General features: G+C 38.4%; 23 protein-coding genes. 21 read left to right on the top strand and 2 right to left on the bottom strand.

All coding sequences use genetic code 11. The features are described 5' to 3' along the window. Positions 1-44 precede the first annotated feature (44 nt). Together F938_RS02995 and F938_RS02990 are read left to right on the top strand one after the other, a co-directional pair. Positions 45-557 (top strand): helix-turn-helix domain-containing protein, encoded by a 513-nt coding sequence (locus F938_RS02995; RefSeq protein ID WP_005029281.1) that lies wholly within the window; start codon positions 45-47, stop codon positions 555-557. Continuing rightward, positions 554-1,399, top strand: coding sequence for an IS3 family transposase (locus F938_RS02990; protein ID WP_010591792.1), 846 nt, complete (start codon positions 554-556; stop codon positions 1,397-1,399). The genes F938_RS02995 and F938_RS02990 overlap by 4 nt, the downstream gene beginning before the upstream one ends. 51 nt (positions 1,400-1,450) lie before the next feature. On the opposite strand, the gene F938_RS02985 is transcribed toward F938_RS02990, so the two are convergent. Then, positions 1,451-2,767 (bottom strand): peptidylprolyl isomerase, encoded by a 1,317-nt coding sequence (locus F938_RS02985; protein ID WP_005029279.1) that lies wholly within the window; start codon positions 2,765-2,767, stop codon positions 1,451-1,453. Then, entirely contained in the window at positions 2,767-5,232 is a 2,466-nt protein-coding gene (locus F938_RS02980; protein WP_010591136.1) for an LPS-assembly protein LptD, read from the bottom strand. Before F938_RS02980 ends, F938_RS02985 begins: the two co-directional genes overlap by 1 nt. 119 nt (positions 5,233-5,351) lie before the next feature. Between F938_RS02980 and F938_RS02975 the strand changes: the two genes are divergently transcribed. The 19 genes from F938_RS02975 (at position 5,352) to F938_RS02885 (ending at position 20,369) form a co-directional block, all read left to right on the top strand. Then, entirely contained in the window at positions 5,352-6,368 is a 1,017-nt protein-coding gene (locus tag F938_RS02975; protein ID WP_005029276.1) for an aminoglycoside phosphotransferase family protein, read from the top strand. Continuing rightward, the gene (gene murU, locus F938_RS02970) at positions 6,365-7,054 is read left to right on the top strand and encodes an N-acetylmuramate alpha-1-phosphate uridylyltransferase MurU (RefSeq protein ID WP_005029274.1); all 690 of its coding nucleotides are present in this window, start codon (positions 6,365-6,367) and stop codon (positions 7,052-7,054) included. Before F938_RS02975 ends, murU begins: the two co-directional genes overlap by 4 nt. Positions 7,055-7,140: 86 nt before the next feature. Further along, the gene (gene rsmG / locus F938_RS02965; RefSeq protein ID WP_005029272.1) at positions 7,141-7,773 is read left to right on the top strand and encodes a 16S rRNA (guanine(527)-N(7))-methyltransferase RsmG; all 633 of its coding nucleotides are present in this window, start codon (positions 7,141-7,143) and stop codon (positions 7,771-7,773) included. A 24-nt stretch (positions 7,774-7,797) separates the two neighbouring features. After that, positions 7,798-8,580, top strand: a complete 783-nt coding sequence (locus tag F938_RS02960) for a ParA family protein (protein ID WP_004831001.1) — start codon at positions 7,798-7,800, stop codon at positions 8,578-8,580. Then, positions 8,577-9,467, top strand: a complete 891-nt coding sequence (locus F938_RS02955) for a ParB/RepB/Spo0J family partition protein (protein ID WP_004831000.1) — start codon at positions 8,577-8,579, stop codon at positions 9,465-9,467. Before F938_RS02960 ends, F938_RS02955 begins: the two co-directional genes overlap by 4 nt. A gap of 36 nt (positions 9,468-9,503) precedes the next feature. Further along, positions 9,504-10,136 (top strand): MotA/TolQ/ExbB proton channel family protein, encoded by a 633-nt coding sequence (locus F938_RS02950; protein WP_004830999.1) that lies wholly within the window; start codon positions 9,504-9,506, stop codon positions 10,134-10,136. Positions 10,137-10,156: 20 nt separating this feature from the next. Further along, on the top strand, positions 10,157-10,579 hold the full coding sequence (locus F938_RS02945) for an ExbD/TolR family protein (protein ID WP_004830997.1): 423 nt from the start codon (positions 10,157-10,159) through the stop codon (positions 10,577-10,579). 3 nt (positions 10,580-10,582) lie between these two features. After that, the gene (gene msbA / locus F938_RS02940; protein ID WP_004830996.1) at positions 10,583-12,313 is read left to right on the top strand and encodes a lipid A export permease/ATP-binding protein MsbA; all 1,731 of its coding nucleotides are present in this window, start codon (positions 10,583-10,585) and stop codon (positions 12,311-12,313) included. A 3-nt stretch (positions 12,314-12,316) separates the two neighbouring features. Further along, positions 12,317-13,333: a tetraacyldisaccharide 4'-kinase gene (lpxK, locus tag F938_RS02935; RefSeq protein ID WP_005029269.1), complete on the top strand. Its 1,017-nt coding sequence runs from the start codon at positions 12,317-12,319 to the stop codon at positions 13,331-13,333. 4 nt (positions 13,334-13,337) lie between these two features. Continuing rightward, positions 13,338-14,099, top strand: a complete 762-nt coding sequence (gene kdsB / locus F938_RS02930; RefSeq protein WP_005029263.1) for a 3-deoxy-manno-octulosonate cytidylyltransferase — start codon at positions 13,338-13,340, stop codon at positions 14,097-14,099. Positions 14,100-14,136: 37 nt separating this feature from the next. After that, positions 14,137-15,117: a DNA polymerase III, delta' subunit gene (locus tag F938_RS02925; protein WP_005029261.1), complete on the top strand. Its 981-nt coding sequence runs from the start codon at positions 14,137-14,139 to the stop codon at positions 15,115-15,117. Positions 15,118-15,143: 26 nt separating this feature from the next. Beyond that, positions 15,144-15,485 (top strand): PilZ domain-containing protein, encoded by a 342-nt coding sequence (locus F938_RS02920; RefSeq protein WP_004830992.1) that lies wholly within the window; start codon positions 15,144-15,146, stop codon positions 15,483-15,485. A gap of 27 nt (positions 15,486-15,512) precedes the next feature. Continuing rightward, positions 15,513-16,286 (top strand): TatD family hydrolase, encoded by a 774-nt coding sequence (locus F938_RS02915; protein ID WP_005029259.1) that lies wholly within the window; start codon positions 15,513-15,515, stop codon positions 16,284-16,286. 84 nt (positions 16,287-16,370) lie between these two features. Continuing rightward, the gene (locus tag F938_RS02910) at positions 16,371-16,985 is read left to right on the top strand and encodes a TetR/AcrR family transcriptional regulator (RefSeq protein ID WP_005029256.1); all 615 of its coding nucleotides are present in this window, start codon (positions 16,371-16,373) and stop codon (positions 16,983-16,985) included. Positions 16,986-16,990: 5 nt separating this feature from the next. Next, positions 16,991-17,557: a prepilin-type N-terminal cleavage/methylation domain-containing protein gene (locus F938_RS02905; RefSeq protein ID WP_005029254.1), complete on the top strand. Its 567-nt coding sequence runs from the start codon at positions 16,991-16,993 to the stop codon at positions 17,555-17,557. Then, a complete protein-coding gene (gene gspI / locus F938_RS02900; protein ID WP_004830987.1) occupies positions 17,544-17,927 on the top strand; it encodes a type II secretion system minor pseudopilin GspI in 384 nt (127 codons plus the stop codon). Before F938_RS02905 ends, gspI begins: the two co-directional genes overlap by 14 nt. Positions 17,928-17,929: 2 nt before the next feature. Then, complete coding sequence (gene gspJ / locus F938_RS02895; protein ID WP_005029252.1) at positions 17,930-18,583, top strand: type II secretion system minor pseudopilin GspJ; 654 nt, start codon at positions 17,930-17,932, stop codon at positions 18,581-18,583. After that, complete coding sequence (gspK, locus tag F938_RS02890) at positions 18,576-19,547, top strand: type II secretion system minor pseudopilin GspK (protein ID WP_004830985.1); 972 nt, start codon at positions 18,576-18,578, stop codon at positions 19,545-19,547. Before gspJ ends, gspK begins: the two co-directional genes overlap by 8 nt. Positions 19,548-19,772: 225 nt before the next feature. Further along, complete coding sequence (locus F938_RS02885; RefSeq protein WP_005029250.1) at positions 19,773-20,369, top strand: 6-pyruvoyl trahydropterin synthase family protein; 597 nt, start codon at positions 19,773-19,775, stop codon at positions 20,367-20,369. Positions 20,370-20,411: the final 42 nt, after the last annotated feature.

Raw genomic sequence — 20,411 nt, 5'->3', positions numbered from 1 at the left:
TGAACTGAACCCTATAAGTTGGACACAACTTATAGGGTATTTTTATGAAATACAATTTAAAGTTTAAACAAGCAGTCATTGCTTATTATGCTCAAGGCCATTCTAGTTTATCAACAGCCAAGCATTTTTCGATTAGTGATAAGGATGTCTCTAAATGGTTGGCTCAATTCAACTTAGGTGGAATTGATGCAATAAAACCAAAACAGAATAAGACAATTTATACAGCTGAATTTAAATATAAAGTATTAACAACTATGCAGGATGAGCGATTAAGTTTATCTGATACAGCTCTTCGTTTTGGTATTTCTTCCCCGAGTTTGATCAGTGTATGGCGTAAAATCTATCAAACCGATGGTATGCTTGGACTAGAACCAAAGTCTAAAGGAAGAGCACCCATGTCTAAAAATAAACATAAATATATTGTTGATAAACCTGATCATGAAAAAACAACTGCTGAGCTTCAGCATGAACTACTCTATTTACGCGCTGAGAATGCTTACTTAAAAAAGCTCGACGCCTTGCTGAATCCACCCAAAAAGGACAACAAGCAAGGTTGATTGATCAGATGAGTACTGAGTTTGCTTTGCCATTGCTTTTAGATATTGCTGAGTTATCGAGGAGTAGTTTCTACTATCATAAAGCCAAGCTAAATGCCGTAGATAAATATGCAGAGCTCAAGCAACGAATTTGCCAAATTTATGATCAGCATAAAGGTAGATATGGTTATAGACGAATCACTTTAGCCTTGAAGCAACAAGGTCTTCATCATAACCATAAATTGATTGCTAGGTTGATGAGAGGCTTTGGTTTAATTTCATTGATTCGGCGTAAAAAGTACAATGCCTACAAAGGTACATCCAATAAAATAGTCAAAAATAAACTCAAACGTAACTTTGAAGCGAAGCGACCCAATAAGCGTTGGCTGACAGATATAACCGAATTTAAAGTTGCTGATACGAAGTTATATTTATCTCCGATTTTAGACTGCTATAACAATGAGATTGTGAGCTATACACTTTCAAGACGCCCAGTATTTCAACTTGTTAAAGATATGCTTGATCAAGCCATAAGTCATTTACCAAACTCACGAAAACACAAGCTTATGCTTCATTCAGATCAAGGCTGGCATTATCAAATGAGCCAATTTAGGAGTACGCTTAAAGCGAATAAGATTAAGCAAAGTATGAGTAGAAAAGGGAATTGTTGGGACAATGCTTTGATGGAGAGTTTCTTTGGTACATTAAAATCAGAGACGATTTATCTAGAGAAACCAGAAAGCATTGAAGTCTTAGAGCAACAAATTCATGACTACATCCATTACTATAATCATGAGAGAATACAAATTAAACTAAAAGGATTGAGCCCTGTTCAATTCAGAACTCAATCCAGCGTTAACTAAACTGTCCAAGATTTGGGGTTCAGTCCAAAAGCACTGGTTTTTATTTGATACTTAATTTTGATTTTTCTTTGGATCTAAACTTGGATCTTTAATTTCAATATAAGTATTGGCACGCAACTCTCTTAACCAACTGTCATATTCTGATTCAAATTGGCGTTCCCCTAAAATTTGGCGAGCCATACGTTTTTGATATTCAGAAGTCATATCTTGTTGACGTTTGCCAGTGACTTGCAGGATATGCCAACCAAATTGGGTTTCGAATGGCTTGCTGATTTCGTTGACTGTCGCGCTTTGCATCATTTTATCAAATTCAGGAACCATCATGCCTGGGCTGACCCATCCTAAACTACCACCATCACGTGCTGAACCAGGGTCATTCGAATATGTTGATGCAAGTGTTGCAAAATCTTCACCCGCTTTGAGACGGTTATAGATACTCTCAATCATTTGTTTGGCATTTTCAGGGCTAACTACTTCGGAGGTTTTAATGAGAATATGACGAGTTTCAAACTGAGGAACAAGTGCTTTTTGCTCATTTGATTTCTTTTCAAGTAGTTTTAAAACATGAATACCATCTTTCGCTTGGACCAACTCAGTGGTTTGTCCTGGTTCAAGAGAGCTTACTCGGGCAGCAAGTTCAGTTGGGATTTCTGAAAGTGGACGAAAGCCCATGTCCGCACCATCTACTTTGATTTGAGCAGTACTGAATTTTTTCTCTAAACTTTTTACATCATCTGTGCTTTTTAAATCAGTACGAACAGATTTGGCAACTGCTTCCAGTTCATCTGCAGGGGCATTACCTGATATACGCATATGTAGGACATGTGCTTGGCTTCCAACAGCAGCTTGACCTTCAGGTGATTTTAAAAAGTTTTCAACATCAAGATCAGTAATTTTAATACGAGACATGACTTGTTGTTGACTGAGACGCTGAATCAGTAAATCTTCGGAAACACGATCACGTAATAATTCATATGTTCCGGGCGCAACGCTATCTAGCTTTTGTTGGAAAGCTTCTAAAGAATTAGAACCGGACTGTTGAGCGACTTTAAGAACAGCTTCATTTAAGCTTTTTTCATCAGCTTTTAAACCATATTTTTTCACTTGTTCAAGTTGTGCATCATGGGTAATGAGCTGATTGAGCACTTGCTGTTGCAAAATAATTTGCGGTGGGAGTTCTTTTTTTTGTGCTTGGAACTTATGTGCAGCTTCAGCAACGCCTTGGTCTAAATCGCTTTTTAAAATTGCTGTAGAACCAACAATGGCAATGATTTGATCTTTAGGTGCTGCATAAACCGATAACGATGTAGAGATGAGTAAAGCTAAGGTTGATGCTTTAAATAGTTCTTTAAATTTTTGCGTCTTCATTAATGAGTCCAAGATTGATTAGCTTTATCAAAACCTAAAATACGATTTTGAAGTAATGAACTTAACTTGTTGTTCAAACCACCTAGTCCTTTGAGTGTGATTTCAGCCATAACTGCGCGTTTTGGCTTGGTATCTGGGAGAGAAACATCATCTAGATCATTGAAGTAAGAACGACCATAGACCGAAATTCCCCAACAACAAGATTCATAATTCACACCTAATAGATATTCGCGTGCAACATGGTTGTCAAGGTCATATTGAACATGACCCATAATACGCCAGTTATCTTTTACTGGTTGTATAAATGATGCAACTGCTTGATCGTATTCTCGTTGGCGATCAGGGAGGTTGTTTCTATAAAAATATCCAACGTTGTATAAATTTCCTTTTTCACCTGTGTAATACATTTGGAAGTCATGTTGTGCACTATCGCCATTGGACATCCAAGCTGAATTGGTGCTTACAGTAAAGTTTTGCGAAAGCTGACTCGAAATGCTGATCACAGGACCAGTGTGTTTTTCTTTATCCAACTCATCTGTATTGTTGAGTAAAGTAACTTTACGATCATCAAAATAATAACTTTGTCCAATACTGGCTCTTAAGCGTTCTAAACCAACCGTATCAAATAGACTATAACTTACCCCGAGTGACAAGAAGTTGTTATCTTCAAGGCGGTCATGACCGTAAAAACGGTAAGGGCTAAACAATTGATCATAACTGATTGATGCACTAGTCGAATCAAAGTTTGGATAACCAGTTTGATTTTTATACGGTGCATAAGCATAGAATGCGCGAGGAGTAATGGTTTGAAGGAACTTACCATCTTTTTCAAAGGTTAGCCCAGTGTCCAAAGTAAACTGAGGAACAACTACAGATTTATTTTTTGAATCTTGACTTTGGTTGTTGAGATTCAATTGATCCACTGTGGTTTGGTCATAGAATGTATTTAAACTACGGACAGAAACTTCTGGAATGACGAATGACCACGGATTACGGAAGTTATAACGTGTCGCAAACTGATTATATAAACGTGTACCGCTAGGTTGGTTGCTATAATCAGCATCATTAATATCTTTTTTGAAATATGCAGTATCGTTGTTAAATTCGTATTCCCAGCCTTGATAATCGCCACCTACATAATTGAGTAGAAACTGCGGTAGACGAGCATAAGGTCTGTCTACATCTTTGACTGTTTTATCTAAGGTTTGGAAATCTTCAACTTTTAATTGAGCTTTTAAACCAGGAATACCGTGGTTGTAGTTGAGTTCCCAAGCGCGTCGTTGATTCAGTTCGGTACGCGAGTTTGGATTGCTGTCTAAGTCAGAAAAAAAGTCTTTATCAGACACATAGTTATATTCTAGATTGGTCGACCATTGTTTATCGATATTCCATCTATGTAGAAAATGTAAGTCCTTACGATCTTCATCATCGTAGCCACGATCTGAAGGCAAGTAACTCCCCCAAATACTACCCGCACCAAAATTCTCGGTTAAATAACGGAATTCGCCTTGAGCCATTAGACCACGGTCTGTAATGAGTCGAGGAGTGATGGTCGCATCATAATTCGGCGCTAAGTTTAAATAAACTGGAACCGCAAGTTCAAAGCCACCGTCGTTGGTAAACCCGAAGTTTGGACTAATGATCCCCGTGGTACGACGATCATCAATTGGGAAATTGAAGTAAGGAACAGCAAGTACAGGAACATCTTTTACATATAATTTGGTACCACGCGTTACACCGCGCCCAGTTTCTTGATCGAGCTCAATCTTATTGGCTTGGATTTTCCAAGTTGGTTTCTGGTCAGGTGGGCATGTACTATAACTGGCATTTTCTAGTACGATATTTGTTGGTGATGTTCTTTCAATTTTTGCTGCATGACCATGCGCATGTGTTATTTCAGCAATATAAAAACTATTGTTTAATTGCCCAGTTTCATCTTTTAGGTTGTAATCAATCTGATCGCTTTGCGCAATGATACCGCCTTGCGCCATTTGTACATTGCCTTTTGCTTTTGCAAAAGTTTGTGTTTTATCAATGGTTACTTCATCTGCGCGAATCATTCGCCCAGATTGATCAATCATGACATCTCCAGACAACACAGAGTCGCCATTTGGATTGTAGTAGGCTTGATCAGCAGTAATGACAGATGAAGCTTCTTGAGGGTCAACTGTTTTTGCCTGAGTGCTAAATGGAGTAACCCAAACACCTTCACAGTAGCGATTACTTGCATTGTTTTCATCACGTACTTGTGCTTCAGGCGCGTTTTTGTCTACATAGTATTGTTCAAAAAAGTTTTGACCAGGGTAACTCTCTTTAATCGTAGCATTTAATTGCTTGTTATTCACTTTGGAGACAGCTGCTTCAGAAACAGAGGTTGTCGATTCAGCATAGCTGGATACTGAACTTCCACAAAGAAGTGTCAAAATAGCAGTCGCTAAAGGATTAAATTTAAACTGATGCTTCATTTGTCTCATTAACCAAATATGCTAATCGCAATTAATTATTGTCGCATCATAGAGAAAAAGTTGATAAGTAGCTACACTTAGCACTTCAAAAATTCAGCCTGAATTAGATTAAATTGCAAATGAATACACAACGTGAACACTTGATACAAACATGGATAACATCTGTACTCAGTTCAGATCAATTTGAAATCAATTTTTTAGCAGGCGATGCGAGTTTCCGTCGTTATGCACGAATTACTTTGAATAATAAAACATTTATGCTGATGGATGCACCTCCTGAGAAGGAAGATTGTCGTCCTTTTGTTGCGATTGATGAATTCTTTGACTCAAATGGTGTCAGAGTTCCGCATATTGTTGCAAAAGATCTACAACAAGGTCTGTTATTGCTTGAAGATTTTGGTGATGTTCTGCTGTCTACACAATTAAATGAACAAACAGTAGACGCACATTATGCGCAAAGTTTTAAACAGTTGGTGCAATTGCAATCAATTGAAGGTAAAGCGCATCTACCCGCATATACTTATGAAAAGTTAATTTCAGAAATGGAGTTGTTAACGGACTGGTTATTGCCTGCTTTAAACATTCAAGTGAGTCAAGAAGAGCAAGCTTTAATCAAACGAACTTTTGCAATATTGGCAAATGCTGCTTTGGCACAGCCACAAGTGATCGTTCACCGAGACTTTCATAGTCGCAACTTGATGATTCTTGAAGGTGAGGTTGAACAGGGTATCATCGATTTCCAAGATGCTGTGATTGGTGCGGATACCTATGATTTGATTTCAATTACCCGTGATGCTTATGTGCAATGGAATCCTGAACGTGTGTATTCATGGTTTAAAATGTTCTATGCGCTTCTACCTGAATCAGCGAAACATGAGCGTAGTTTTGAGCAGTTTAAACATGATGCCGATTTGATGGCAATTCAGCGTCATATCAAAATTTTAGGTATTTTTGTGCGTTTATTTGAGCGTGATGGAAAATCAGGTTATCTCAAAGACTTACCGCGCGTAATGTGGTATTTACTGGAAGAGTCTAAACCGTATGCGGAATTGCAACCGTTTATGAACTTTATACATACAAGAGTTTTGCCTAAATTTGAAGACAAATATGGCAAATATGAGGTGGTTGCAGCATGAAAGCAATGATTTTAGCTGCAGGGTTAGGCAATAGAATGCGTCCTTTAACCTTATATAAGCCAAAACCTTTATTGGAGGTGGGAGGCAAAGCACTTATTGTTTGGCATATTGAAAAATTAAAAAAAATAGGTGTGACTGAAATTATCATTAACTCTGCATGGTTGGCAGATATTTTGATTGGTACATTGGGAGATGGTGCTCAGTTTGGTGTGACAATTCGCTGGACCAGAGAGGATGAGGGTTTGGAAACCGCAGGAGGCATTATCAATGCTTTGCCTTTGTTGGGCGACGAACCTTTTATTTTAATCAATGGTGATGTTTGGACCACATTTGATTTCTCTGCCTTACTTGATGTGAAACTTGATAAAGATTTAGCACATTTGGTTTTTGTTACAAATCCTGAACAACATCCTGAGGGTGATTTCACTTTGTTAAATGGTCGAGCTTATACTTTTGAACAAGAACAGCTTGGTGAAAATTTAACCTATAGTGGTGTCGCTATCATCAATCCTAAAATGTTTGATGGTTTGGAACATGGTAAACGACCATTGGCTCCATTGCTCAAACAAGGCATGTTGGATGGCAAGATTTCTGCAGAAAAGATGCAAGCGGCATGGGTTGATGTAGGGACTCCTGAGCGTTTAACCGCCTTAGATTTGCAAATTAGACAGGGTGTATATGCTTAACTGCATATTAACTCATCGTTAACTACTGTTCCACGGGCTAGAAATCGGTATACTTTCAGCTAATTTTTTAGAGATGTTATTCGATCATGCATCCATTTTTTCAAGAGTTAAAGCAAGGTAGCTTAAAGCTTGGCTTAGAACTGACTGATGAAGCTTTAGAATTGTTGTTGCGTTATCAAGATGCACTCGTCCTGTGGAACAAATCATATAACTTAACCGCAATTCGTGATCCCAAAGAAATGTTGGTTAAACACTTGTTGGATAGTCTAAGTATTTTAAATGATTTACCTCAAGGTCGTTTGTTAGATATCGGAACAGGTGGTGGTATGCCTGGGATGATTATTGCATTGTGTCAGCCAGCGCGTCAGTGCGTGTTGCTTGATTCGAATGGTAAGAAAATTCGTTTTCTGAAACAGTTTATTGCAGATTTAAAATTAAAAAATGTTGTTGCGGTGCAGACGCGCGTAGAAAATGAAGACAGTATCAATGACCTTGGGCAGTTTGATGTGATTACCAGTCGTGCATTTGCTTCATTGACTGATTTTGTCGCTGCCTCAAAACCTTATATGCATGAGAAAAGCATTATTGCTTCAATGAAAGGATTAGTGCCTACAGAAGAAGTGGATGCACTGAAAGATCATTGGCAATGTGATATTGTAGAGCTGCATGTGCCGCGATTAGATGAACAACGTCATTTACTTTTATTAAAACAGATCTAAAACAGACAAAGGATTGGGGTTACCATGGCTCAAATTATTGCTATCGCAAACCAAAAAGGTGGCGTCGGTAAAACCACAACAGCCGTAAATTTGGCTGCCTCTTTGGCAGTATTGAAAAAGCGTGTTTTATTGGTCGATATGGACTCTCAAGGCAATGCCACAATGGGGTCTGGAATTCAAAAAAATGATTTATTGTATTCAGTTACTGATGTGTTGCTGAGTGAAGTTCCAATTGAAACAGCGATTACTAAAGCTGAAGTCGGTTATAAAGTTTTAGGTTCAAATCGTGATTTGGCTGGTGTAGAGCTGGCAATTGCAGAACAAGAAGGGCGTGAATTTATTTTACGTAATGCTTTGCAACAGATTGAAAAAGACTTTGATTACATTATTGTCGATTGCGCTCCAAGTCTCAGTTTGATTACAGTAAATGCACTGGCTGCAGTTGATGCTGTCATTATTCCAATGCAATGTGAGTATTATGCACTGGAAGGTCTTGCAGATTTGACACAAACCATCGATAAAATTCAACAAGCGCTGAACCCTGAGTTGGAAATTATTGGGGTGCTTCGAACCATGTATGATGCACGTAATGCATTGACTCGTGATGTTTCTGCCGAACTTGAACAGTATTTTGGTAAAAAACTTTATGATACAGTGATTCCGCGTAATGTGCGTTTGGCTGAAGCGCCAGCACATGGTTTGCCGATTATTTATTTTGAGAAAAGCTCTAAAGGTGCAATTGCATATTTAAATTTAGCAGCTGAAATGTTGAAAAAGAGTAAAGTGAAAAAAGGAAATAAAGCATGACCGTTAAAAAAAGAGGCTTGGCTAAAGGTCGTGGCTTAGATGCATTATTAGGTTCAATCCAAAAAGAAAAATTACAGCTTGAAGTTCAAGCTTTGGATCATGGTCAGTTAAAACAGATTGATGTCAATCAATTAAAACGTGGTGCATATCAGCCGCGTCGCTTTATTGATGAGCAAGACCTACAAGAGCTTGCGGCTTCGATTAAAAAACACGGTGTTATGCAGCCGATAGTGATTCGTCCAATTGAGAGTGCTGAAACACCTTATGAAATTATTGCGGGTGAGCGACGTTGGCGAGCTGCACAGTTAGCGGGTTTAACAGAAATCCCCGCAATTGTTCGTGATTTGACTGATCAGGTTGCGATTGCATTGGCATTGATCGAGAACATTCAACGTCAAGATCTTAATCCTGTAGATCAAGCTTTGGCTTTACAGCGTTTCCATGATGAATTTGGTCTAAGCCATCAAGAAATTGCGGATACGGTAGGTAAGGCACGTACAACCGTGAGTAATTTATTACGCCTGTTAAGTCTCGATGATGAAATTAAAAATCTGATGCAACAAGGCTTATTGGATATGGGGCATGCGCGTGCCATATTGACCTTGAAAGCCAAAGATCAATTACAAATTGCCAAAATGGTAATTGATCGCAACTTATCAGTTCGGCAAACTGAACAGCTGGTACGTGATTGGAATACGCCTAAACAGGAAAAATCTAAAGACCCACTTGCACCTGATGTGCAGCAATTGACGCAAAAACTTTCGGAACGTTTCAGCGCCAGTGTAAAATTAGATTATAACAAGCAAGGCAAAGGGAAGTTGGTCATCAGTTATAACTCACTTGATGAGTTGGATGGTATTTTAAATATCTGTTTAGCAGAACAATAATTTTTTTTCATGATTGATTAATTTGGGGAACTAAAGATGTGGGAACTTGTTAAAGCCGGCGGTTGGTTAATGCTGCCATTGGTTTTATGTTCGATTTTTACAGTTGCAATTTCGATCGAGAGATTTATACGACTAAAACGATCTTTAGTTCTGCCTAAATCATTGATGCTGTATAAAGGACGAGATATTGATGAGGTTCTAGATGTTTTGGAACAGGATCAATCTGCGCGCCAATCAGCATTGGGGTATATTTTTAAAGATGCCGTGGATGCTTATTCGCAAGGTGAAGAATACGCGCGCGCGCAAATGGAAGTGACAGCTTCACGTGAAATCGGATATTTAGAAAAAAACATCAATTTCTTGGGGACTTTAAGTGCTGTTGCACCTTTGTTGGGTTTGTTAGGTACAGTAATTGGGATTATCGAGTCATTTTTAGTGATTGATTTGGGTTCAACTGCAAATCCAACCATGATGATTCCAGGTATATCAAAAGCGTTGATCACAACAGCCGCTGGGATGTTGATCGCAATTCCTGCTCTATTTGCTTATCGTTATTTTCAGCGTTTGGTACAGGAATATGTGGCTGAATTAGAACAACAATCAACATTATTTCATGCAGCATTATTTTTTCAAAAACACCTTGAAAGTGCACAACGAAAAGCAGGTTAAGGCTGAGCTGGAGGTGTTTTATGAAATTTAAACGAAGAACGGTTGAAGATATTCATATCAACCTTACCCCATTGATCGATTGTTTGTTGTTTATCTTGGTGATTTTGTTATTGACCACCACGTTTAATCAACAGAGTCGTATCAATCTGTCTTTACCTGATGCGCAAGGTGTTCCGCCAAAAGAATACAAAAACAAGATTGAAGTCATGGTAGACTCGACAGGTCATTATGCGGTAAACGGTCAGGCACTTTCCAGTAAAGAGTCTGCTGATTTAAGTACTGCGATCAAACAGGCAGCCAATGATAAACGTGATTTAATGTTTGTCATTGCCGCTGATGCGAAAGCCACTCATCAAGATGTTATTCGAGTAATGGATGTCGCAGGACAACTGGGTTTCGTCAATATCAATATCAGTACTAAAGTTCCATCTCGAGGTTATTAATTCGTGAATCAAGATTTTAAGGTTTATATTCGCCTATTGGCATATTTGAAGCCATATTGGGGGGCAGCCTTACTCGTTATTGTCGGATTTGGAATAAATGCAGCCACTGAAGTCTCAGTTGCTAAGTTACTCAAATATATTATTGATGCGATTCAAAGCGGTAGCCGTAGTGATCTCGATTGGTTTCCTGCATTAATTATTTTGCTTATTTTCTTTCGCGGTTTAGGTTTATTCATGGGTGGGTATTTCACCGCTGTGATTTCCAGAAGTTTGGTGTTTAGTATACGCCAAGAAATTTATGCCAAACTGCTCAAACTGCCTGCACAATATTATCTTGATAACTCATCAGGTCATATTACTGCAAAGATTATGTATAACGTTGAGCAGTTAACGGCAGCTTCATCAGAATCACTGAAAACATTGGTTCGAGACGGTACGATTACACTCGGTTTATTGGGCTATTTACTTTATACCAATTGGCGTTTAACACTGTGTATTTTTATCTTTATGCCCATTATTGGTCTGCTGGTACGTAAAGCATCTAAGCGTATGCGTAAACTATCGATTCAAGTGCAAAATACCATGGGTGATGTTAACCATATTGTGCACGAAACAGTAAGCGGTAATGCTGTTGTTAAAAGCTTTGCTGGTGAGGATAGTGAACAAGCTCGTTTTTACAAGTCATCCCAAGAGAATTTAAGACGCGGCTTGAAAATGGTCGTGGTGCAGAATTTAAATAGCCCACTTGTGCAATTGGTGATGTCGTTTGCATTGGGGATTATTATTTGGTTGGCATTACGTCCGCAAATTTTGGGTGATACTTCAGCGGGCGAGTTTGTCGCTTATATCACTGCAGCAGGTTTGTTGGCAAAACCAATTAAAAACTTAACAGATATCAATGAGAAATTACAGCGTGGTATGGCTGCTGCATATTCAGTGTTTGAGGTTTTAGATTTACCACAAGAAGAAAACACGGGTACAAAGACTCCTGAGCTACAAGGCAATATTAAATTTGAGCATGTTGATTTAACCTATAAAAATAATGTCAAAGCAATTGATAATTTATCATTAGATATACAATCAGGACAAACTGTCGCACTGGTTGGTCGTTCTGGGGCTGGAAAATCATCACTTGTTAATATGTTGGTGCGTTTCCAAGAAAAAAGCGCAGGTGAAATCTATTTAGATGATTTACCGATTTGTGATATTGAATTGACATGTTTACGTTCGCAAGTTGCGATGGTCAACCAACAAGTGGTTTTGTTTGATCGAACTGTTCGTGAGAATATTGCCTATGGTCAGTTGGAAGCAGCCACAGAAGAGCAAGTAATAGCTGCTGCAAAAGCGGCTTATGCACATGATTTTATCATGGCATTGCCAAAAGGCTATGATACGCCATTGGGTGCGCAGGGGCTTAGCCTATCAGGAGGGCAACGTCAACGAATTGCGATTGCACGTGCACTTCTTAAGAATGCGCCTATTCTTATTCTGGATGAAGCGACCAGTGCTTTAGACAATGAATCTGAGCATTTCATTCAGAAAGCCTTTGATGAAGCAATTTTAGATAAAAATCGAACAACGATTGTAATTGCGCACCGTCTTTCGACTATTGAAAATGCAGATAAGATTGTGGTTATGGATAAAGGGCGTATTATAGAACAAGGTAGCCATGCTGAATTGTTGGCAAAACACGGCGCTTACTATCAGTTACATGAACGCAATTTTGAGGAATAACGGATGTCTCTCGCGCAAATCATTCAAGATGCTTGGAATAAACAATCCAAGTGGTTGATTGTACTGCGTCCGTTGTCATGGCTATATCAATTTGGTTTTGTTCTCAATAAACAATTGTATCAATTTGGACTCAAAGAAACGTATAAAGCTCCAGTCCCGGTGATGATCATTGGAAACATCACTGTAGGTGGAAGTGGGAAAACTCCACTTTTGATTCAGTTGGTCAAATATTTACAACTTAATCAGGTTCGTGTCGGTGTGATTAGTCGTGGTTATGGGGGTAAGGGTCCATTTCCTGCACTGGTAACATTAGATTCCTTACCTGAAGCGGTGGGTGATGAGCCTTGTTTGATTGTGCAATCGACTGATGTGCCTATGGTGGTTGGCGCAAATCGCCGTGCAAGCATTGAGCTGTTGCTTCAGCGTTATGATTTGGATTTGATTATTAGTGATGATGGTTTGCAGCATTGGGCATTGCAACGACAGATTGAATGGATTGTTTTAGATAATAATCGAGGCTTAGGGAATAAAAAAATGCTTCCCGAAGGTTATCTGCGAGAACCAATCAGTCGTTTAAAGCAAAGTACAGTGATTGAACATGCGCAACAGCCACATTCACCATTGAACATGCATTTAGAGGTTGCCGAACCTTATTTGTTAAATCCTTTTTTTGATCAAGCTGAAGCTTTTGACCCCACGCTCGATTATTATGCGGTGGTGGGTATTGGGTTCCCACAGCGATTCTACAATACTCTGGAAAGTATTGGTGTGAGCCAATTTCAATGTCATGAGTTCCCAGACCATCATGATTATGAAATTGATGATTTACAATTTGAAGATGCAAATCCAATCATTACGACTGAAAAAGATGCGGTGAAATTACTGGCTTTATTAAAAGATCATCCTGAATTTAATCGCGAAATTTGGGTGGTTCCAGTCGGTGCAGTACTCTCAGAAGAATGTTATTTGCTCCTTAATCAACAACTCTCTCAGCTTGGTATTGATCTAATACAAGGTTAATTTGATGAAACATATTGTTATTCCTGCACGTTTTTCGAGTACACGTTTACCTGGAAAGCCACTTTTAGAAATTCATGGTCGTGCAATGATTCTGCGTGTCGTTGATCAAGCAAAAAAAGTTCAGGGGTTTGATGATCTGTGTGTGGCAACAGATGATCCACGTATTGCCGAAATTTGTCGTCAGGAAGGTGTGGATGTGGTGATTACAGATCCTAATCATCCCTCGGGTACTGATCGTCTGAGTGAGGTTGCTCGAATCAAAGGTTGGGATGCAGATGATATCATTGTCAATGTGCAAGGCGATGAACCTTTACTCCCTGCACCTTTGGTCATTCAAGTCGCAACACTGCTTGCCGAAAATCCACAATGTTCAATGTCAACACTATGCGAACCCATTCATCAGCTTGAAGAGTTCCAGCGTGAAAGTATTGTTAAAGTGGTCATGTCAAAGTTTAACGAAGCGCTTTATTTCAGTCGTTCACCGATTCCGTATGAACGTAAAACTGGACAACTGAATGATCAAACATTACATCAATCTGCATATCGACATTTAGGTTTGTATGCGTATCGGGTGAAATTGTTACAAGAATATGTGACTTGGGATATGGGCACTTTGGAGCGTTTAGAGAGCCTTGAACAATTACGTGTTTTAGAGAATGGACATCGTATTGCCATAGATATTGCACAAGTCAATTTACCGCCAGGTGTGGATACACAAGCAGATTTAGATCGTTTAAATGCCTTAGATGTTTCTGTTTTTAAATAATTTATATTTAAGCTATTTATTTTTAGGTCTTCAATTTATGGATGCATCAAGTTCTCAGGTTTACCCTTGGCAACAACAAACATGGGATACACTGACTACACGTTTTCCCAAATTAGGACACGGTCTGCTATTTTATGGTAAAAAAGGCTGTGGCAAAGATGCTTTTGCACAGCATTTTTTGTCATGGGTTTTATGTTTAAATAAGACACCACAAGGTGCTTGTGGTGAGTGTAGCAGTTGTCAGTGGTTAAAATCGGATACCCATCCTAATTATGTCAATATCACGACCGATGAAGAGAATAAGAAACAAAACGCGAAAATTAAGATCGAGAAGATCCGTGATTTACTACCATTTGTGCAACAGACAGTAGATGGTTGGCGCGTTATTGTGATTGAACCCGCTGAAGCATTAAATATTGCTTCAGCAAATGCATTATTAAAAACACTCGAAGAGCCTGGTGAACGGGTATTAATTATTTTGTTGGCGGATCATTATCTAAAGCTTCCAGCAACAATTCGTAGTCGATTACAGCATTTTGCGATGGATCGTATTACTCCTATACAAACAGAGCAGTATTTACAGCAACAACTTCCTGTAGAAAAACATGCTCAAATTCAGTTGTTGATGAACTTATCTAACAATATGCCTTTACAAGCACAGTCCCTTGCAGAATTGGATTGGCTGAATCGGCGTGGGGAATTTTTGCAAGATTGGTTCAAACTGGTCAGTCAAAAAAGCATGCCAATGCAGTTTGCTTCAAAATGGAATAAAGAACTGAGTTTTTATGATCTGATTCAAATGTTTGAATACTTGTTGTCGGATATAATTTGTGTCAAGCTGAATCAAGTTGTCAAAAATTCAGATTTAGTGTTTTCAGAGATTGTCATGCAATATGATTTACAAACACTGTTCTCGATTTATGAAAACTTACAACAAGCGAAACTCAAAGTTGATCAAAATGTACAAACAAATCTAATTATTGATCAACTCACCATTCAATTAATGAATGTGACATAAAATTTGAATATTTAAGGGGAATAATCATGCAACCACGTATGGGCGGTTTGATTCAAGTGAACATCGCTGATCGAGCAACTTTACAGGCAAGCTATATGCCATATATTTTAGGTGGTGGTTTGTTTGTACCTTCAAAAACCCCAGTCAAAATGGGTGATGAAGTTTTTGTGCTTGCGGGCTTGCCAGATCAATCACAAAAAATTCCTTTAACGGGTAAGGTGATTTGGATCACGCAAAAACAAAATGGTATGAAGCCTCAAGGTTTTGCAATTCAGTTAACTGGTGAAAAAGGCGTCTATTACAAAATGGAAGCAGAAAAACTACTCGCTGGGAGTATGTCTTTGGATCGTCCAAGCTTTACAATGTAAGCCAATTTAGAATATTTAGGAAAGCCTGTGTTTGTTGATACGCATTGTCATTTAACCATGTTAAATCTTGAACCTTATGCAGGCGATTTGGATCTAGCATTACAGCAGGCACGGGATGCAGGGGTCTCTAAATTTATGGGGATTTCTGTGGATTTAGATGACCATATTGTGCTTGCTGATATCGCTGCACGTCATGCCGATGTTGGTTATAGTGTTGGGGTGCATCCTTGTGAAGATCCAGAGATGATGCAGCGCGCAACTGTAGAAAAACTTGTGGAACTTGCACAAACTGAAAAAGTTTGGGCACTGGGTGAAACAGGGTTAGATTACTTTCACAGCACCGAATTTATAGAAGAACAAAAACAATGTTTCGCACGACATATTCATGCATCGCAAATCGTCAACAAACCTGTAGTTGTACATACCCGTTCTGCAAAGCATGAAACTGTCGATATTATACGCGCTGAAAAGTCGACGCATGGTATTTTGCACTGTTTTACTGAGGACTGGGAAACTGCCAAAGCTGTTTTGGATTGTGGCTATTACATTTCATTTTCTGGGATTGTATCCTTTAAAAATGCACAGGATTTAAGAGATGTGGCTAAACAAGTACCACTTGATCGTGTTCTGATTGAAACAGATAGTCCTTATTTAGCGCCGATGCCTTATAGAGGAAAGTCTAACGAACCTAAATACGTTCCCTATGTAGCCAAAGCCTTAAGTGATGTATATGATAAAACACTTGAGGAGATAGCTTTCATTACCACGCAAAATTTTGAAAATCTTCTTCAACAAAAGTAAAGCGCCACTGATTGATAAAATCATGACTAGAAGTGCGTCAATTTATTAACGGATAGAATTAACAAGAGAGTTTATCGGGTGAAGATGGATCGACAGGCTCAATTTAGAGCAAGAGAAGCTTTAATTTTTCAGGTTGCTGAACAATTGCTTTTAGAAAACGGTGAAGCGGGGATGACATTAGATGCACTCGCAGCGGAACTAGATCTAGCGAAGGGAACACTTTATAAACATTTTCAGAGTAAAGATGAACTTTACATGCTGCTGATTATTCGTAATGAACGCATGTTATTAGAGATGGTGCGAGACACTGAAAAAGCTTTTCCAGAGCATTTGGCTTTTTTTATGCTGCACCATTTACATCATCCTGAAAGAGCGGTGTTATTTCATCAAATTGAAGAACGTTTATCGACTACAGGACAAGGGATTTATCACTTGTTTAATGAGCTTTATCAGGTTCGCAAACAACGTCTTCGTCTGATTATTCGGATGACGGAAAGTTATTTGGAGTCCATAAATAGTTTGATGTCAGTACGTGATTATTTGGCTTCGATTTGGTCAATAACACATGGCGGCGCTGCAATACTGAATTCAAGTTTTTATCAACGTTATTTGGGTTGTCGAGATACTTTGCGTGTGGCATTGATTGATCAAGCATTGGCGATTCCCAAACACCCACAAGCTTCAGAACAAGTGGCTTAACGGTTATGAAGCGTATGCCAACATCTCTCAACAATAAAGGTTTTACCTTGATTGAGGTGATGGTTGTCATTGTGATTATCAGCATTATCGCTTCATTGATTGTTTTAAATATTGACGGTGTTGATCAGCGTAAGGCGATGCAAGCACGTGAGATGCTATTGCTTGATTTAAAGCAAATCAATCGTGAAGCCAATGATCAATCCCGTATTTATGCTTTGGATTTTCATGCTGCAACCGATGTCGCTACCGCACAATATGGATTGGTCGAATATATTCCCATGCAGCGAGATCCAGTACAGCGTGTACGTGTGATTGATAACAAGCCTTGGAAAGATGTTACAGATTTTACCCGCCGAAATTTGCCAGATCAGGTTTCATTTTCTATTCAGCCTCAAGAGCATCAGTTTCGAGATGCCAATAATGTGGATTTATTGGGAAATAATGCACCTAAATTGATTTGGTTTGGCAATGGAGAAGCAAAACCTGTCATGATTCAAATGTATTATCAACAAAAACCTGTAGGTGGTGTGATTCGGGTAGACTATTTAGGTAAAGTCGATGAAGAAAAATAAAGGCTTTACCCTTATCGAAGTGGTAGTGGCATTGGCGATCTTTGCTGTTGCAGCAATGGCTTTGACTAAAGTTGCGATGCAATATACCCAATCTACAGCCAATGCCATTCTACGGACCAAAGCACAATTTGTTGCACAAAATGAAATTTCAATGATGATGATTAACCGAGAGTGGTTAACTGGAACAGCTTCAAAACAGATCACGGCTCAAGGTGAAACATGGCAAGTGGATAAAAAAGCAGAGTCTACACTGAGTCCTGATGTGCAAAAAATCGATGTGCAGGTCAGTTTATTTAATACTGATACAGGTAAAGTGGAAGCAGGAATCACCAATATGGTGTTTTATAATTATCCAATCAAAGAAAAATAGTCATGAACGTCGTCCAAAATAAAAACAATAATACTGTCAAAATGCAGAAAAGATCAGGTTTTACTTTGATTGAGCTACTTGTCGCAATTGCTATTTTTGCTGTGCTTTCTGCCTTGGGTTGGAAAATATTTGATTATTTGATTAAGGTCAAAGATCGTAATGTGATGCACGAAGAGAATTTAGGGCAACTCCAAGGTGCATATCAACAAATTCAGCGTGATACATTGCAAATCGTGCCAATTTCAGCCCGAAGTGGTGAACAAGTTGAACCTGCATTGCGCTTAGATCGACAAAAACTATCATTTAGTAAAGCTGGTGTTACAGATCCTTTAAAGCAAGGTCTCTCACCTTATGAGCGAATAGAATACGGTTATGACCAGCAAGAGAAGAAACTATATCGATTAAAGTATTCCAATCTGAATCGAAATAGCTCGGAACAACCATTGTCGAGTGTCATGCTGACGGATGTAGATGCCTATCAAATTGAAATACTCAATCCAAATGAGTCAGATCGTTGGCCAAATGACTTAACTAAAAATGATAGCCAATTACCGCGTGGAATTAAAATGAAAATCACGATTCATGAAGTAGAATATGAGTGGATTTTTAGTTTATTGAATACTGATTTTTTGATAAAGAATAATCAAAATGGATAAATCATTTATACAATTCAAACCACAGCAAGGGATTGCCTTAATTACTATTTTAGTAATGGTGGCTTTGGCAACTATTATTGCTGCATCAATTGCAAAACATCAAAGCTATACCAATGAAAGCACAGGCTTTTTAAAACGTCAAAGCCAAGCCTTGTTCTATGCCAAAAGTGCAGAAGCTTTTTATTCTGAGATATTGGTTCAGGATAGTGAGAATGGGAAAGAGGCTGACTACCTTCAAGAAACATGGGCAAAACCCATGCCAGCCTTTCCAGTGGAAGATGGTTATGTCTCAGGTGTTTTGGAAGATGAATCGGGTAAATTCAATCTCAATAGTTTATTAAACACTGAAGCTAAGCCGAATGAGGCAGCACAGAAATATTTCTCTAAATTGTTGGTGCGTGTTGGTTTACCCGCGGATAACGTTCAGGCGGTTATTGATTGGCAAGATCCTGATAATGAAACGATCGGCGCAATGGGAGCAGAAACAAGCTACTATCAAGGTCTCCCTAAACCTTATTCTGCTGCAAATCGTAAATTTGCCAGTATTGAAGAGTTAAAGTTGGTGCGTGGTTTTGAAGGTACCAAATATGATTTGATTGCGCCTTACATATCAGCTTTACCAGACATCAATACGCGAATTAATGTCAATACAGCACCTGCCATGGTTTTGGCAGCAATCAATGAAAAATTAGATGTCAATAGCATACAAACTGCATTAAATGCACGCCAAGAAAAACTTGAGTATTTTGCCAATGTGGGTGATTTGATGAAAATATCACCCTTTGATAGTTTGGATGCAACGGAAAAAACAGAAGCAGACAAAATTTTTGGCGTGAGATCGAATTATTTTAAAGCAAAAATCGAAGTCTTATTAAGCAACCGTAAGCGTCAATTTACCAGTCATTTGTTACGAAATGATCAGTCGCAAGTGTTTGTATACTCACGAAGTTTGGCACCTTTTTAATTAAAACATTAAAAGAATTATCTGTAAGTTTATTATTCTAAAAGGATTTTTAAGGTTGTAAAAAGGTTGGTTGAGATATTTTATTGAATTGGATAAGCTCAATCCAAGCCAAAAAAGGGGATTATCCTTTTAGCTAATTGTAATGAACGAGAAAATTAATGCTCAGGGTTCGAGTTTTGCTTTATAATCGAGTTTCTTAACCGCTTTGTTTATAAAATTTGGCTCATGTTAATTCGTAAGTTATTTAAGTTTGAAAATGCACATATTGTGCGTAATTGCACATCAGATCGTTGTAAGCGATCTATACATGGGCATAGCTATAAAGTTGAGTTATTACTGAAAGCTTCAAAACTTGATCATGGTCAAATGGTATATGATTTTGGATTGCTGAAAGGAATAATCAAAGAAATTTTTGATAGCTTTGATCATGCGATATGTTTTTGGCAAGAAGATAGTCCTGAGTATATTCAAGCGTGTAAAACATTTAGTGCGCGTTGGGTGGCATTACCTGTTTCACCTTCAGCTGAGCAGTTTTCACGCGTATTTTTCTTTCTTGCGCAACAGGTTCTAAAATCAACCATTACCCAGAATGGTGAAGGTGATGTTGAGGTTTATTCTGTTATCGTGCATGAAACAGATACAGGATATGCGCAAAGCTTTCAGGAAGATATTGAAAACACACAAATGGGACTGCTAAGTTTGGATAAAATTATTTTTTCTGAACAAGTTCAAGTTGAGTGGACAGACCCTGAAATGTATGAAAAATTGAAACAAGGTGTTCAATTTCAAAACCCTGAAGTGGATTTACAGGTTAAAATATAAATTGCGGTTTCAATCAAGAAATCCATTGAGATATAGATACGT

Origin of the sequence: Acinetobacter bereziniae LMG 1003 = CIP 70.12 (assembly GCF_000368925.1) — a bacterium.
Classification (GTDB): domain Bacteria; phylum Pseudomonadota; class Gammaproteobacteria; order Pseudomonadales; family Moraxellaceae; genus Acinetobacter; species Acinetobacter bereziniae.
Note: the sequence above shows the minus strand (reverse complement) of the source record. Positions and strands in the feature narration are given on the sequence as shown.